Below are 13753 nucleotides of genomic sequence, written 5' to 3'. Positions count from 1 at the left end.
ACGTCCGCCGCGACAGCGACCTGGTAGAGGGTCAGGAGATGAGGCCGAAGCCGCGGATCGCCCGCGCGTAGTGCGCCGCCAGCTCCTCGTCGATCCGGTCGGACTGCTCGTTGCCGAGCAGCTCGCTGTGCGGGGCCGAGGGGAACACGCCGTCCGCCGTGAGCTGGAACTTCGTCAGCACCGTACGCCGGATCGCCGACACGCTCTCGCCCCGCAGCGCCGCCGCCTGCATCGGCGCCACGTAGCCGCCGCGCTCCTCCAGCGTCTCCAGCTCGGCCAGCTCCTCCTCCGTGGCCACGCGCAATGCCAGCGCCCGGTGCCTGGCCTGGACGCGGCTCTCGCCGGCGCGCGCCAGGCGGGTCAGCACGTACCGGGTGAGCAGCACCGGGCCGCCGAGCACCCGGCCGACCAGGCGGCCGAGCAGCCCCGTCACGCCGAACGGGGAGGCCATCGCGTCGTACGCCATCGGGGCGGTGGTGGCGATCTTGTCCTGGGCGTCGGAGCGGGCCTGCAGCGGCCCGGCGCCCGGGCCCACCAGGGCGTCGCGCCAGCACTCCAGCGTGGCCAGCGCCTCGGTCACGACCCGCTCGTCACCCGTCGGCAGCCGCGCGTACGTCCTGGCCAGCAGGGCCACCCGCTGCTTGGGCGACAGCGCCAGCCACAGGGGCAGCCCGACCACGAGCACGGGGGTGCGCGCCACCCCGATCCGGTCGTAGCCGGTGCGGGTGGCGAGGTCACGTACCGCGACCTTGCTGGGCCGCTTCACCCCCACCCGGTCGGCCACCCGGTCCGCCACCGCGTACAGCTCGGGGGCGGCGGCGCGGTCGAGCATGTCGGCGTCGGCGGGCAGCCGGCCCAGGCGGGGCCGCAACGCCCACCCGATGGCCAGGCTCACGCCGCCGAGGAGCCACGACAGTATCGATCCTGGCTCACGCAGGATGATCCACCCGCCCAGCGCGACGAACGCCAGCGTCAGCAGGTGCACCACGAGCGCGAGCACGAGGGCGCAAAGACGCGTCACAAAGGCGATGGTAAGCCCGGAACGCGCGGCTACCAGATGCCGATTTGGTCAACCTCTCCAGCCGGCGGCGCAGGAGGTGCTTGCCGCACGGATCCGCCCGGCGCAGGAGGTGCTTGCCGCACGGATCCGCCCGGCGCAGGAGGTCGTCGCCGGACCAATGCGTCAGCGGCGGAGCAGGTCTTCCTCGTGCAGGTCGAACGGCTCCTTGCCGAGCGCCTCCGCCAGCCGCTTCTCCGCGATCGGCATGACCTCCTCGACCACGATCCGCCGCCCCGTCTCGGCCGACAGGGAGGAGACGCCCACGTCGGGGATGCCGCACGGCGCGATGCGGTTGAACCAGCGAGGGTCGTTGGCGCAGTTGAGCGCGAAGCCGTGCATGGTCACCCCGCGCGCCATCCGCAGCCCGACCGCGCCGAGCTGCCGGTCGGGCAGGCCGAGAGCCGGGTCGCCGAGCGCCCAGACCCCGGCCCTGCCGGCCACCCGCCTCGCGGTGACGCCGAAGTCGGCGCACACCTGGATCATCGCGTCCTCCAGGCGGCAGGCGAACGCCACCACGTCGGAGACCGCCACGATCGGGTAGGCCACGAGCTGCCCCGGACCGTGCCAGGTGAGCCGCCCGCCGCGGTCGACGTCGACGACGGGGGTGCCGTCGGAGGGCCGCTCGTGCGGGGCGGTGCGCTTGCCCGCCGTGTAGACGGGCGCGTGCTCGAGGATCAGGACGGTGTCGGTGAGCTCTCCGGCGACCCGCTTGCCGTGCACCCAGCGCTGCAACGACCAGGCCTGCTCGTAGGGGACGTCGACACCGAGGCGGACGATGGCGAGTGCGTGGGGATCGTCCCCGGGGATGGGGCGCATGAGCCTATTGTGCCGTTCCCTCACCCTCGAAGGGTAATCAGGGGGTCAGCAAACGAGGCTCGATCCTGAACTCCTTTACCTTCCCGGCGTCGTCGGTCTCGACCTTGTACGCGTAACCGGCCGGCTCGACGCTCACCGCCTGGATGAACTCCGTGCCCACGTAGTGCAGGGCCACGCCCTCGTCGGCGGCGTACCCGCCGGGCAGCTCGCCCTCGGCCACCGACCGCTGCAGCAGCTCCCGCCGCTGCGGCTCGGAGTTGTAGTGCACCCCGCACGAGAACGGCAGCAGCGCCATCCCCTCGGCCCACACCCGCAGATCCGGCCCGAAGGAGTCGGTGTTGCCGCCGACGTGCCAGCACAGCGCGCCCGCGCTCTGCCCCGACAGCACGACCCCGGCCCGCCACGCCTCCTCGAACGCCTCGTCGAGCCCGTGCAGGCGCCACAACGCCATCAGGTTGGCCACGCTGCCACCGCTGACATAGATCATGTCCTGCTCCAGGATCCACGCCCGCGGATCCGGCACGTTCGGCATCGGGAACACCGTCAGGTGGCTCAGCTCGACGTCCCAGCCCGCGAACGCGCCGTACATCTTCAGCAGCCAGTCGGCCGAGTCGCCCGTGGCGGTGGCCACCAGGCCCAGCTTCGGACGGTCTTGCCCGGTCAGGTCGAGGCCGTACCGCAGCAGCCCGCCGGCCTCGATCTGGCCGTGGCGCCTGCTGGCACGGAACGACCCGCCCCCGATGGCGAGGATGTGCGACTGCCCTGACCGGCTCATGTCGGATGTCTCCAGGATGCTAGAAGGATGGACGGGGAAAACTACAGTACGGCGCGCAGGGCCTCGTCGAGACGGGTATGCGCGAAGCGGTAGCCGCCGGCCGTCAGCTTGGCCGGCTCCAGCCTATGGCTGACCAGCAGTCCTTCGCGGGCGAACGCGCCCAGCCCCGCCGCCAGCGCGAACGCCGGCACCGGGATCGGCACCGTGCCGCGCCGCAGCGCCTTGCCGAGCGTCCTGGTGAACTCGGCGTTCGTGACCGGCTGCGGCGCCGAGAAGTTCACCGGGCCCTCGATGCCCGGGGTCCGCAGCACGTGCAGGGCCGCGCCCACCCAATCGTCGACGCTGATCCACGACCAGTACTGCCGGCCCGTGCCGAGCGGCGCGCCCAGGCCCATCCTGAAGATCGGCAGGATCCGGCCGAGCGCGCCGCCGTCCCTGCTCAGCACCAGCGACGTGCGCGCCTGCACCGTCCTGATGCCCGCCTCGCCCGCCCGCCGCGCCTCGGCCTCCCACGCCTCGCACAGGTCGGCCAGGAACCCGCGGCCCTTGCCCTGCCCCTCGTCGATCAGCCGGTCGCCGGTGTCGCCGTAGAAGTCCATGCCGGAGGCCGACAGCAGCACCTCGGGCGGGCGCGACAGCTCGCGCAGCGCGTCCACCAGCACGCGCGTGCCCCGCGTGCGGCTCTCGACCAGCTCCCGTCTGTACGCCGGCGTCCAGCGCCGCCCGGCGATCGACGCGCCCGCCAGGTGCACGACGGCCTCCGACCCGTCCAGCGCGGCCAGGTCCACCACCTGCTCCGCCGGGTCCCAGAACGCCTCGCCGTCCCCCTGGGGCGGCCTGCGCACCAGCCGCACCACCTCCCGCCCACCGGCCCGCAGCGCCGCCACCAGCGCCGTCCCGAGCAGCCCGGACGCGCCCGTCACGATGATCGCCATACCTTCACACTACGCCGGACCCCCTCACCTGCCGCTCCACACGCCCCGCACACGCCGCCCTCCGACGGGCGCCTGCCAGGGAAGGGGAGCTGGGCCAGCGCCTCGGGACACGACCGCCTCCGCCGGGCGGCGACCTCAGGAACGCGCCCGCCTCATGACCCCGCGGCCGCTTCCGCGCACTACCGCCGCGCTGCACTCCACCGCCCGCCCCGCATGACGGCGCCCGCCCCGCATGACGGCGCCCGCCCCGCGTGACGGCGCCCGCCCAGGGGCAGCGCCTGCCCACGTGACGGGCGCGTTCGGATGACGGGGCGTGCCGGCGTGATCGCCCTCGTGCGCTGAGCGCCGCGTGCTGCCAAGCGCGCGTGAGGGCGGGCCCCGGGTGATGAGACGCGCTTGCGGTGACGGCGTGCGTGTAACCGATCGAGGGGACGGCGAGCGCCTGCGGGACGACGCCCGGCCGTGGGACGGCGTCCGGTCGTGGGAGGGCGTCCGGCCGTGGGACGGTGGGCGGCCCGTGCGAGAGGGCCGGGACAGTGAAGGGCCGGGCGGTCCCGTGGGAGCCGCCCGGCCGATCAGAGACCCGGAGAGGCCGGGTTACGCGAGGCCGAGCTGCGCCTCGAAGCGCCCCTCCTCCAGGCGACGCTTGATCGTCGTCAGGAAGCGGGCCGCGTCGGCACCGTCGACCAGGCGGTGGTCGTAGGTCAGCGCGAGGTAGACCATGGACCGGACCGCGATGACCTCGCCCTCAGGCGTGTCGATCACGACGGGCCGCTTGACGACGGCGCCGGTGCCCAGCATGCCGACCTGCGGCTGGTTGAGGATCGGCGTGTCGAACAGGGCGCCACGGCTGCCGGTGTTGGTCAGCGTGAACGTGCCGCCGGTGATCTCGTCGGGCGTCACCTTGTTGGCGCGGGTGCGCTCGGCGAGGTCGGCGGTCTTGCGGGCGAGCCCGGCGAGGTTGAGGTCGCCGGCGTTCTTGATGACGGCCGCGATCAGGCCGCGCTCGGTGTCGACCGCGATGCCGAGGTGCTCGACGTCGAAGTACGTGACCTCCATGGTCTCGTTGTTGATCGTCGCGTTGAGCTTGGGGTGCTGCTTGAGCGCCTCGATGGCGGCCATCTCGAAGAACGGCATGAAGGTGAGCTTGACGCCCTCGCGCCGCTGGAAGTCGGCCTTCGCCTGGTCGCGCAGCCGCGCGATCTTGGTGACGTCGACCTCGACGACGGTGGTGAGCTGGGCGGCCGTCTGCAGCGACTCGACCAGGCGCTTGGACATCGTCTGGCGCAGGCGCGACATCTTCTCGGTGCGGCCGCGCAGGGTGGTGTCGACCTCGACGGGCTCGGGCGCCGCGGCGGGGGCCTGGGCGGCCGGGGCCGGGGCGGCGGCCTGCGCGGGGCGGGAGCCTGCGCGGCGGGCTGGGCGGCCGGCTGGGCGGCGGCCGCGGCCTGCTCGCGCTGCGCCTTGGCGGCCTCCAGGACGTCCTGCTTGCGGATGCGGCCGCCGACGCCGGTGCCGTTGATGGAGTCGAGGTCGACCCCGTGCTCGTTGGCGAGCTTGCGCACCAGCGGCGTCACGTAGGGGCTGTCGCCGGAGGGCGCGGCCGGCTGGGCCGGGGGAGCGGCCTGCGGCGCGGGAGCGGCCTGGGGCGCGGGAGCCGGGGCCGGGCCGGGGCCGGGGCGGGCGCGGGCGCCGGGGCGGGCTGGGCCGGGGCCGGCTGCGGGATCGAGGAGGCCTGCGGGGCGGGCGCGGGCTCGGGCTGCGGGGCCGGAGCGGGCTCGGGCTCGGGAGCCGGCGCGGGGCCGCCTCGGGAGCGGGGGCCGCGGCGCCCGGCTGGCCGTTCTCGTCGATGATCGCGAGCTCGGCGCCGACCTCGACCGTTTCGTCCTCAGCGACGACGATCTTGGTGAGCACGCCGGCGGACGGCGACGGGATCTCGGTGTCGACCTTGTCGGTCGACACCTCGAGGAGCGGCTCGTCGGCCTCGACGCGCTCGCCCTCCTTCTTCAGCCAACGGGTTACCGTGCCCTCGGTAACGCTCTCGCCGAGCTGGGGCATCTGTACGGAGACCGGCATCGTTATTCTTCTCTCGCGTTCTGATCTCGAGGGCTGGACTAGTTGTGTACGTGCAGCGGCTTGCCGGCCAGGGCCAGCATCGCCTCACCCATGGCCTCGGACTGGGTCGGGTGTGCGTGGATGAGCTGGGCGACCTCTGCGGGCAGGGCCTCCCAGTTGTAGATGAGCTGGCCTTCGGTGACGAGCTCGCCGATGCGCCGCCCCACCATGTGGACGCCCACGACCGGGCCGTCCTTCTGGGCGATGACCTTCACGGCGCCCGAGGTGCCGAGGATCTGGCTCTTGGGGTTGCCCGCCAGGTCGTAGACCTGCTCGACGGTCTCGATGCCGCGCTCGGCCGCCTGCGCCGAGGTCAGGCCCACGGAGGCCACCTCGGGGTCGGAGTAGGTGATGCGCGGCACGCCCGCGTAGTCGATGGGCGGCGGGTTGAGGCCGGCGATGTGCTCGGCCACCATGATGCCTTCGGCGAACCCGGCGTGCGCGAGCTGCAGGGTGGGGATCAGGTCGCCGATGGCGTAGACGCCGGGCACGGAGGTGCGGCAGTGCTCGTCGACCACGACCGCGCCGCGCTCGATGGCGATGCCCTGCTCCTCGAACCCCATGCCCGCCGACACGGCGCCGCGGCCGACGGCGACGAGCAGCAGCTCGGCGTCGAGGGTCTTGCCGTTGGCCAGGGTGACGACGACGCCCGTCTCGGTGGTCTTGGCGCTGTCGAAGAAGACGCCCAGCTCGTACTTGATGCCGCGGCGGCGGAAGGCCCGCTCGAGCAGCTTGGAGCTGGACTCCTCCTCGGTGGGCAGCAGGTGCGGCAGCGCCTCGACGATCGTCACCTCGGCGCCGAACGAGCGGTAGACGCTGGCCAGCTCGACGCCGATGACGCCGCCGCCGAGCACGATGACCGAGCTGGGCACGCGGTCCATCTTGAGCGTGTGCTCGCTGGTGATGACGCGCTCACCGTCGATCTCGAGGCCGGGCAGCGTCTTGGGGGCCGAGCCGGTGGCCAGGACGATGTTGCGGCCCTCGTAGACCTCGGAGCCCACCTGGATCCGGTCGGGCCCGACGAGACGGCCCTCGCCCTCGACGATCGTGACGCCCGCGGCCTTCAGCAGGCCCTGCACGCCCTTCCAGGCCCGAGTGACGATCTTGTCCTTGAAGGCGTGCACGCCCTGGACGTCGATGCCCTCGAAGCGGGCCTTGACGCCGTACGACTCGCTCTCGCGGGTCTCGTCGGCGATCTCGGCGGAGTGCAGCAGGGCCTTCGTGGGGATGCATCCCCTGTGCAGGCAGGTGCCGCCGATCTTGTCCTTTTCGATCAGGGCGACCGACTTGCCCAGCTCAGCCGCCCTCAGGGCACAGGCGTAACCGCCGCTGCCGCCCCCTAGGACGACGATGTCATAGGCCACGGGAAGGCTCCTTGTCGGGGTGTTCGTGATGCCGTCATCTTTTCATTTGTTTCAGATGCTCGCGTGCCGCTCTGCGAGTCCGATGAGGGTGCGGGTGATGGCGCCCGTGCCGCCCTTCGGTGTGTAACCGTACGGCTCGCCCTTGTTGAACGCGGGCCCGGCCATGTCGATGTGGGCCCAGCGCACCCCCTCGGGCACGAACTCCTTGAGGAAGATGCCCGCGGCCAGCATGCCGCCCCAGCGCTCGGGGTGCAGGTTGGCGATGTCGGCGACGGGGGAGTCGAGGCCCTTGCGCAGCTCGTCGGGCAGCGGCATGCCCCACGCGCCCTCGCCGGCCTCGGTGGCCACCTCGACCACGAGCTCCCTGATGGCGTCGTCGTTGGCCATGACGCCGGCGGTGCGCCAGCCGAGCGCGACGATCTGGGCGCCGGTGAGGGTGGCCACGTCGACGATCAGGTCGGGGTTGTCCTCGGCGGCGCGGGCGATGCCGTCCATGAGGACCAGGCGGCCCTCGGCGTCGGTGTCGAGCACCTCGACGGTCTTGCCGCTGTAGCTGTGGATGACGTCGGAGGGGCGCTGCGCGGTGCCGCTCGGCAGGTTTTCTGCCAGGCAGAGGTAGCCGACGGCGTTGACCGGCAGGCCGAGGCGGGCGATGCCGATGAGCGCGCCGAGCACGGCGCCGGCGCCGCCCATGTCGGACTTCATCCAGTCCATCGAGGCGGACGGCTTGAGCGACAGGCCGCCGGAGTCGAACGTGATGCCCTTGCCGACGAACGCGAGCGTCTTGCCGGCCTCGGGGTGGCTGTAGGCGAGGCGGACCAGGCGCGGCGGGTTGACCGAGCCCTGGCCGACGCCGATGAGGCCGCCGTAGCCGGCGTCCTTGAGCTGCTTGTCGTCGAGCACCTCGACGCTCAGCCCGGCCTCGGCGCCCGCCTGCTCGGCGAGCTCGGCGAACCTGGCCGGCCACAGGTCGGACGGCGGGGTGTTGACCAGGTCGCGGACGAGGGAGACCGACTCGGCCAGCACGCTCGCGCGCTCGGCCACGTCGCCGGGCTGCCCGGAGACCACCGTGAGGTCGGCGACGGGGGCCTTCTGCTCGCCGGCGGTGCGGTAGCGGGTGAAGGCGTAGGCGCCGAGCAGGCCGCCGAGCGCGACCGCCTCGGCCTCCTCGGGGGTGCCGGCGGGCAGCGCGAGCACGGCGCGCGCGGTGCCGGCGAGTGAGCGGACGGCGGCGCCGGCGGCGCGGCGCAGACCCTCGGGTGCGGGGGAGTCGCCCAGGCCCACGGCGACGAGCACGGGGGCGGCGATGGCGCCGAACGTCGGCAGCTTGGCCAGCTCGCCCGCCTTGCCGGTGAACGCCACGGCGCCGAGCGACGCGGCGAGCTTGCCACCGAAGGCGGCTTCCAGGGACTCGGCGCCCACCGCGGGCACGGGGCCGTCCTGGCCGGGGCGGAAACCGACGATCAACGCGTCGGTGTCGACAGAGACGGGATCTGCTGAGTTCAGCCGCACAGTGGTCACGTAAACCGATGCTATCCACGTCTTCTACGTACTCACAAACAGGGGTTCATCCTACCAATCGCCGGTCAGCACGATCTGATTAATGGTGCTAGTGTCATTAGCACCATGCTGCTGACGCTCGATCTCAACGACGCGCGCCCCCTCCACGAACAGGTGGCGGGCGCCATCCGCCGCGCCATCGGCGAGGGCTCCTACCGGCCGGGCGATCGCCTGCCGCCGGCCCGCGACCTGGCCGCCGCGCTGGGCATCAATCCCAACACCGTGCTGCGCGCGCTGCGCGACCTGCGCGACGAAGGGCTGCTGGAGTTCAGGAGGGGCCGCGGCGTCAGCGTGGCGCGCCGCGCCGACGGGCGCGCCCTGCTCGTGCAACGCGCACGCGAACTGCTCGACGAGGCCAAGAAGTACGGCTACAGCCGTGAAGACCTCATCACCATCGTGGAGGAACTGACGTGAGAGCCCGTGTCGTCGCCGTCGTGTGGTGGCTGGCCGTGGCCGCCGCACTGCTCCTGGGGCCCCTGGCGCTGCGCGACCGGCTCCCCGACCCCATGGCCACCCACTGGGGCACCTCGGGCGCCGTGCCCGACGGCTCCAACTCGGTCACCGTCCACGTGATCACGACCGTGATCCTGTGGACGGGACTGTGGCTGCTGTTCCTCCTGCTCGGCCGGGCCCGCGACCGGCGCGCCGCGCGGGTCACCTCCTACGCCGGCATGGCCGCGTCCGGGGTGCTCCTGCTCGGCGCGGACGCCTCCACACTGGCCGTCAACCTTGACGCCCCCTCCTGGCGCGCGACCCTGCTGCCCGGCTGGCACGTCCCGCTGGTGATCGCCGCCGCGGCCGTCGCCGGGTCCCTGGTCGGCTACCTGGGCAGGGGCGCCCCCGACGAGCAGTCCTCCCGGGACGCGGCGCCGCCCGCGCTCAGGCTCCGGGCGGGCCAGCGGGCCGTCTGGGTCAGCCGCGTGGACAACCGGTGGCTCGCCGCCGTCAGCGCCCTTGCGCTGGCCGGCGTCGCCGTCACCGGCGCGCTCACCATCCTCGGCGTGACCTCCGGCGGGCTCGTGCCCCGGCTGCTGCCCGGCTTCGCCATCGTGCTCGTCGCCGCGCTGGCCGGCTCGGCGCTCTCCGTCCGGGCCGGCGACGACGCGGTCACGATCGGCTTCGGCCCGCTCGGCTGGCCGGCGCGCCGGATCCCCCTGTCGAAGGTCGAGTCGGCCTGGTGCGAGCGGCTCACGCCCGGCGAGGTCGGCGGCTGGGGCTTCCGCGGGCTGCCCGGCCGCGCCACCATCATGCTGCGCGGCGGCGAATGCCTGGTCCTGCGCTACCGCTCCGGCGGGCGGCTGGCGATCAGCATCGACGACGCCGAACGCGGCGCCTCCCTCATCAACGCCCTCATAGCGGAGCGAGTCCCCTCATGAAAAGACCTCTGCTCGTCTTCACCGTCCTGGCCTTCGGGCTGTCCTGGGCCGTCGCGCTGCCCCTGTGGTTCGGCGGCGGGCTCGGCTCGCCGCTGATGATGGTGCTGGGCACGCTCATGATGTTCACGCCCAGCGTGGGCGTGCTCGGGGTGTGGGCCGTCTCCCGCACGCCGTTCCGGCAGTGGGCCAGGCGGACGGGCCTGACGCTCGGCGAGCGCAAGGGCCGCACCGTCGCCCTCATGCTGGCGGCGTGGCTGGGCGTGCCGCTGCTCGCGTTCCTCTCCGTGGGGATCAGCGCCGCCGTGGGACTGGTCACGCTCGACCTCGACCACCTCAGCCTCCTGAAGGCGGTCTGGCGGGCCCAGGGCGTCACGCCGCCCGCCGACCTCACCACGCCCGCCATCACGCAGATCGTCATCGCCGTCGTCGCCGGGCCCGTGCTGAACGCGATCCCGGCGCTCGGGGAGGAATGGGGCTGGCGCGGCTGGCTGGCGCCCCGGCTCACCTCCACCAACGGCGTGCTCGCCGGGCTGCTGCTGTCCGGCTTCATCTGGGGCGTCTGGCACGCCCCGCTGACGCTGCTCGGCTACAACTACCCGAGGCTGGGCTCCTGGGCGGCGCTGGTGTTCATCGGCTTCTGCGTGCTGCTCGGGCTGGTGATGGGGTGGCTGCGGCTGCGTACCGGGAGCGTGTGGCCCGCCGTCGTGGCCCACGGCGCGGTCAACGCCATCGCCTCGGTCGCGCTGCTGCTGGGCGACGCCGCCCACCCGCCGAACGAGCTGCTCGCCGGCCTCACCGGCGTGGTCGGCTGGGCGCTGCTCGCGCTGCTGGCCCTCGTGCTGCTCCGCTTCTTCCCGGTACGCCCGCCGCACCCGGGCTGGCCCGCCTCACCCGAGGATGGCGTACACCACGAGCGTGGCGGCGGCGGCCGTCTCGACGAGGGCGCCGAGCACGTCCCCGGTGATCCCGCCCAGACGGCGCCGGGCGTGCCCGAGCAGCAGTAGGGCGGCCCCGAGCCCGGCGAGCAGCGCCACCGGCGCCACCACGACCCCCGAGAACCGGCCCGGAGGGCTCGCGTCCTCCTCGGAGACGGCCACCGCGGTCGCGAACGCGTCCGGGCCGGTGTCGTACCGCAGGCCGGGCTCGGCGGGCTCCGGGCACGAGCCGGCCATGCAGATGTAGCGGGCCGGCAGCTCGCGAGCCGGCTCGTCGTTCCCGTCCCAGGCCCAGAGGCCGGCGCCGGGGGCGGTGAGCAGGCCGATCACGGCGGCGGCGAGCAGCGCCGCCACGGTGGTGAGCCAGGCGGCCGGGCGCCGTACGGTGCCCGCCACCATCGCGCCCAGCCCGTCTGGGCGGGCGGCGGGCACGCCGGAGCGGCAGGCCCACGTCAGGGCCAGCCGCCCCGCCACGCACGCCGTCACCAGCGCCCAGACGCCGGCGTCGGCGAGCGCCGCGACCTGGACGAGCAGCGTCAGCACCAGCGTCACCACGCCGAACGGCCCGATGTCGGACTTTTTCATGATGTCGAGCGCCTGGTCGGCCGGCTTGCCGCTGCCCAGCCCGTCGGCCAGGTCGGCCAGCCCGTCGAGGTGCAGGCCGCGGGTGAGCAGCGCCAGCAGCCCCAGCGCCAGCGCGGCCCCGAGCAGCGGCGGCGCGGGCAGCAGCAGCGCCGCCCCCGCGAGCAGCCCGAGCAGCAGCCCCACCGCCGGGGCCAGCGTCATCGCCTGCCCCGCCACCTGCCGATCCACCCGCTCGACCCGCACGGGTAACACGCTCAACGTGCCCAGGGCGAACCTCAGCCCGTCCATCAGCCGCATAACGCAGGATCCTAGGGCCCACTAGTGTGGCGGGATGCACGTGGTTGAACTGGAAGGCGTAGGTGTCCGGGTTGTCGGCAAAGCGCTACTGGACGGCGTCGATTGGCAGGTGGACTACGGCGATCACTGGGTGATCCTCGGCCCCAACGGCGCGGGCAAGACGACGCTGCTGTCGCTGGCGGCCGCCGTGCGCCATCCCAGTGAGGGCACCGTCAAGGTGCTCGGGCACCGGCTCGGCCGGGTCGACGTGCGGGAGCTGCGCCGCCACATCGGCCTCGTCGCGGAGAGCCAGCGCCTCATCGACGAGGAGCTGATGGAGGAGGAGGGCGCCACCGCGCACACCGTGGTGCTCACCGGGCACACGGCGACGAGCGTGCCGCTGTGGGACAAGTACGGCGACGCCGAGCACGACCGCGCCCACCGGCTGCTGGCCGACCTCGGCTGCAAGGACCTGGCCGAGCGGAAGTTCCGCGTGTGCTCACAGGGGGAGCGGGCCAGGATCAGGGTCGCCAGGGCGCTCATGGCCGACCCGGCGGTGCTGCTGCTCGACGAGCCGTTCGCGGGGCTCGACCTGCCCGCGCGCGAAGACCTCATCACCGCCGTCGAGGACCTCGCCGCCACCCGGCCCGTGCTGACCACCGTCACGGTGACCCACCACCTGGAGGAGGTGCCGGCGACGACCACGCACGCCATGCTCATGCGCGACGCCAGGGTGCTCGCCGCGGGCCCGGTCGCCGAGGTGCTCACCCCGGCCAACCTCAGCGACTGCTTCGGCCGCCCCCTGCACGTGGACCGCGTGGACGGCCGCTGGTACGCCCGGGCCGCCCGCTCCTGACCCCTCGGGCCGAGGCTCAGAGCTCGATGAGGCGGCCGGCGACCACGAGCGCCACGTACTCCGACTCGGCCGCCAGGCGCTCGTTGAGCCGTCCCAGGGCGTCCCTGAACGCGCGCCCGCTCGCCGTGGCGGGCACCACGCCCATCCCCACCTCGTCCGACACCGCCACGACCGGCTCCGGCGCCTGCCGCCACGCCGCCACGAGGTCGTCGCAGCGGGCGGCGACCGGCGCGCGATCCCCCTCCCACGCCCCGTGCTCGTCGAACACCGCCGCCAGCCACGTCCCGAGGCCGTCGACGAGCAGCGGCATGGTGGCCGCGCGGATCGTGCCGGCCAGGTCCGTCGTCTCGGCGGTGTCCCAGTGGGCGGGCCGCCGCTCCCGGTGCGCCCGCACCCGCGCCGCCCACTCGCCGTCGCCCGCCCCGTCCGGCCCGGTGGCCACGTACGTCACGTACGGCTCGGCCGCCAGCCGCAGCTCCGCCTCGGCCGACTTGCCGGACCGCGACCCGCCGAGCAGCAGCGCCCGCCGCACCATTGCCTCGCCGGTCCCCCCTGACACGACCTCCAGCTCGGCGCCGTCGGGCACGGCGATCGCGCCCCAGAGCCGCAGCCGCCGGGACAGCTCCTCCTCCGACCTGACCCGGTGATCGAGCCCCACCGCCACCACCGTCGTCGCCCGGTCCGCCAGGCCGGCCCGCCGCAGTTCCCCGAGGCATTCCGGCCGGTCGAGGAGGTCGATGAGCACCATGTCGTACCTGTTCTCGTCGGAAGGCACGGGCCGGTCCCGGGGCAGGCAGAGCAGCCGGGAGCCGTCGGGCCCGGCCAGCCCCAGCCCGCCCGCGCGGACCTGGTACCCGGCGGGGGGATCGGCGAAGGGGAAGGGGATCGCGCCGTCCACGACGAGCCCGAACGGGCGGCGGTGGGCCGGAGGCAGGGCCGAGCAGGAGGCGCAGCGGCAGCCGGGCTCGGGCCAGCCCGCGCCGCCCGCCGTACCGGTGAGAAGGACTTTCACCGCGCCGAGCGTACAAGCGGCCGCGAGCCGCCCCGCGCGTGAGGGTGAAGCGGCGGCGGAGGAGGTAAAGGAGAGTCAGGCGGACTCG

At 73.8% G+C, this 13753-nt stretch carries 13 protein-coding genes and 1 pseudogene; 4 read left to right on the top strand and 10 right to left on the bottom strand.

Translation table 11 applies throughout. From position 1 onward, the window contains the following. Positions 1 to 31: 31 nt before the first annotated feature. From KIS93_RS43805 to KIS93_RS43775, 8 genes and pseudogenes are all read right to left on the bottom strand, one after another. Complete coding sequence (locus KIS93_RS43805) at positions 32 to 1021, bottom strand: M48 family metallopeptidase (protein ID WP_155128176.1); 990 nt, start codon at positions 1019 to 1021, stop codon at positions 32 to 34. A 162-nt stretch (positions 1022 to 1183) separates the two neighbouring features. Beyond that, a complete protein-coding gene (lipB, locus tag KIS93_RS43800) occupies positions 1184 to 1876 on the bottom strand; it encodes a lipoyl(octanoyl) transferase LipB (RefSeq protein WP_080041224.1) in 693 nt (230 codons plus the stop codon). Positions 1877 to 1913: 37 nt separating this feature from the next. After that, positions 1914 to 2651, bottom strand: a complete 738-nt coding sequence (locus tag KIS93_RS43795) for a Type 1 glutamine amidotransferase-like domain-containing protein (RefSeq protein WP_080041223.1) — start codon at positions 2649 to 2651, stop codon at positions 1914 to 1916. A gap of 41 nt (positions 2652 to 2692) precedes the next feature. Next, positions 2693 to 3586, bottom strand: a complete 894-nt coding sequence (locus tag KIS93_RS43790; RefSeq protein WP_080041222.1) for a TIGR01777 family oxidoreductase — start codon at positions 3584 to 3586, stop codon at positions 2693 to 2695. A 597-nt stretch (positions 3587 to 4183) separates the two neighbouring features. Then, positions 4184 to 4885, bottom strand: coding sequence for a 2-oxo acid dehydrogenase subunit E2 (locus tag KIS93_RS66235; RefSeq protein WP_246005490.1), 702 nt, complete (start codon positions 4883 to 4885; stop codon positions 4184 to 4186). Between the two features lie 609 nt (positions 4886 to 5494). Beyond that, positions 5495 to 5644 (bottom strand): annotated as a pseudogene (locus KIS93_RS66225) (biotin/lipoyl-containing protein); the annotation flags it as partial. A gap of 56 nt (positions 5645 to 5700) precedes the next feature. After that, positions 5701 to 7065, bottom strand: a complete 1365-nt coding sequence (lpdA, locus tag KIS93_RS43780; RefSeq protein WP_080041220.1) for a dihydrolipoyl dehydrogenase — start codon at positions 7063 to 7065, stop codon at positions 5701 to 5703. 51 nt (positions 7066 to 7116) lie between these two features. Continuing rightward, positions 7117 to 8586, bottom strand: coding sequence for a leucyl aminopeptidase (locus KIS93_RS43775; protein WP_080041219.1), 1470 nt, complete (start codon positions 8584 to 8586; stop codon positions 7117 to 7119). Positions 8587 to 8691: 105 nt separating this feature from the next. Between KIS93_RS43775 and KIS93_RS43770 the strand changes: the two genes are divergently transcribed. The 3 genes from KIS93_RS43770 to KIS93_RS43760 are packed head-to-tail and all read left to right on the top strand — an operon-like array spanning position 8692 to position 11005. Continuing rightward, complete coding sequence (locus tag KIS93_RS43770; RefSeq protein WP_080041218.1) at positions 8692 to 9039, top strand: GntR family transcriptional regulator; 348 nt, start codon at positions 8692 to 8694, stop codon at positions 9037 to 9039. Then, the gene (locus tag KIS93_RS43765; RefSeq protein WP_080041217.1) at positions 9036 to 10001 is read left to right on the top strand and encodes a hypothetical protein; all 966 of its coding nucleotides are present in this window, start codon (positions 9036 to 9038) and stop codon (positions 9999 to 10001) included. The genes KIS93_RS43770 and KIS93_RS43765 overlap by 4 nt, the downstream gene beginning before the upstream one ends. Then, complete coding sequence (locus KIS93_RS43760) at positions 9998 to 11005, top strand: CPBP family intramembrane glutamic endopeptidase (RefSeq protein WP_080041216.1); 1008 nt, start codon at positions 9998 to 10000, stop codon at positions 11003 to 11005. Before KIS93_RS43765 ends, KIS93_RS43760 begins: the two co-directional genes overlap by 4 nt. Here KIS93_RS43760 and KIS93_RS43755 read toward each other — a convergent pair. After that, positions 10889 to 11818: an adenosylcobinamide-GDP ribazoletransferase gene (locus KIS93_RS43755; protein WP_080041215.1), complete on the bottom strand. Its 930-nt coding sequence runs from the start codon at positions 11816 to 11818 to the stop codon at positions 10889 to 10891. The genes KIS93_RS43760 and KIS93_RS43755 overlap by 117 nt on opposite strands. A gap of 34 nt (positions 11819 to 11852) precedes the next feature. Between KIS93_RS43755 and KIS93_RS43750 the strand changes: the two genes are divergently transcribed. Beyond that, on the top strand, positions 11853 to 12653 hold the full coding sequence (locus KIS93_RS43750) for an ABC transporter ATP-binding protein (protein WP_080041214.1): 801 nt from the start codon (positions 11853 to 11855) through the stop codon (positions 12651 to 12653). Positions 12654 to 12669: 16 nt separating this feature from the next. On the opposite strand, the gene KIS93_RS43745 is transcribed toward KIS93_RS43750, so the two are convergent. Continuing rightward, positions 12670 to 13665 (bottom strand): bifunctional adenosylcobinamide kinase/adenosylcobinamide-phosphate guanylyltransferase, encoded by a 996-nt coding sequence (locus KIS93_RS43745; protein ID WP_080041213.1) that lies wholly within the window; start codon positions 13663 to 13665, stop codon positions 12670 to 12672. Positions 13666 to 13753: the final 88 nt, after the last annotated feature.

Source organism: [Actinomadura] parvosata subsp. kistnae, assembly GCF_900323885.1.
Lineage (GTDB): Bacteria > Actinomycetota > Actinomycetes > Streptosporangiales > Streptosporangiaceae > Nonomuraea > Nonomuraea composti.
The sequence above is the reverse complement of the archived record's forward strand: the minus strand, read 5'-3'. Positions and strand labels throughout refer to the sequence as shown.

Bases quoted from the DNA above. Each gene is read 5' to 3' on its own strand.
- KIS93_RS43770 (WP_080041218.1), top strand. From the start codon at position 8,692: ATGCTGCTGACGCTCGATCTCAACGACGCGCGCCCCCTCCACGAACAG.
- KIS93_RS43790 (WP_080041222.1), bottom strand. From the start codon at position 3,586: ATGGCGATCATCGTGACGGGCGCGTCCGGGCTGCTCGGGACGGCGCTG.
- KIS93_RS43760 (WP_080041216.1), top strand. From the start codon at position 9,998: ATGAAAAGACCTCTGCTCGTCTTCACCGTCCTGGCCTTCGGGCTGTCC.
- KIS93_RS43795 (WP_080041223.1), bottom strand. From the start codon at position 2,651: ATGAGCCGGTCAGGGCAGTCGCACATCCTCGCCATCGGGGGCGGGTCG.
- KIS93_RS43750 (WP_080041214.1), top strand. From the start codon at position 11,853: ATGCACGTGGTTGAACTGGAAGGCGTAGGTGTCCGGGTTGTCGGCAAA.
- lipB (WP_080041224.1), bottom strand. From the start codon at position 1,876: ATGCGCCCCATCCCCGGGGACGATCCCCACGCACTCGCCATCGTCCGC.
- KIS93_RS66235 (WP_246005490.1), bottom strand. From the start codon at position 4,885: ATGTCGCGCCTGCGCCAGACGATGTCCAAGCGCCTGGTCGAGTCGCTG.
- KIS93_RS43755 (WP_080041215.1), bottom strand. From the start codon at position 11,818: ATGCGGCTGATGGACGGGCTGAGGTTCGCCCTGGGCACGTTGAGCGTG.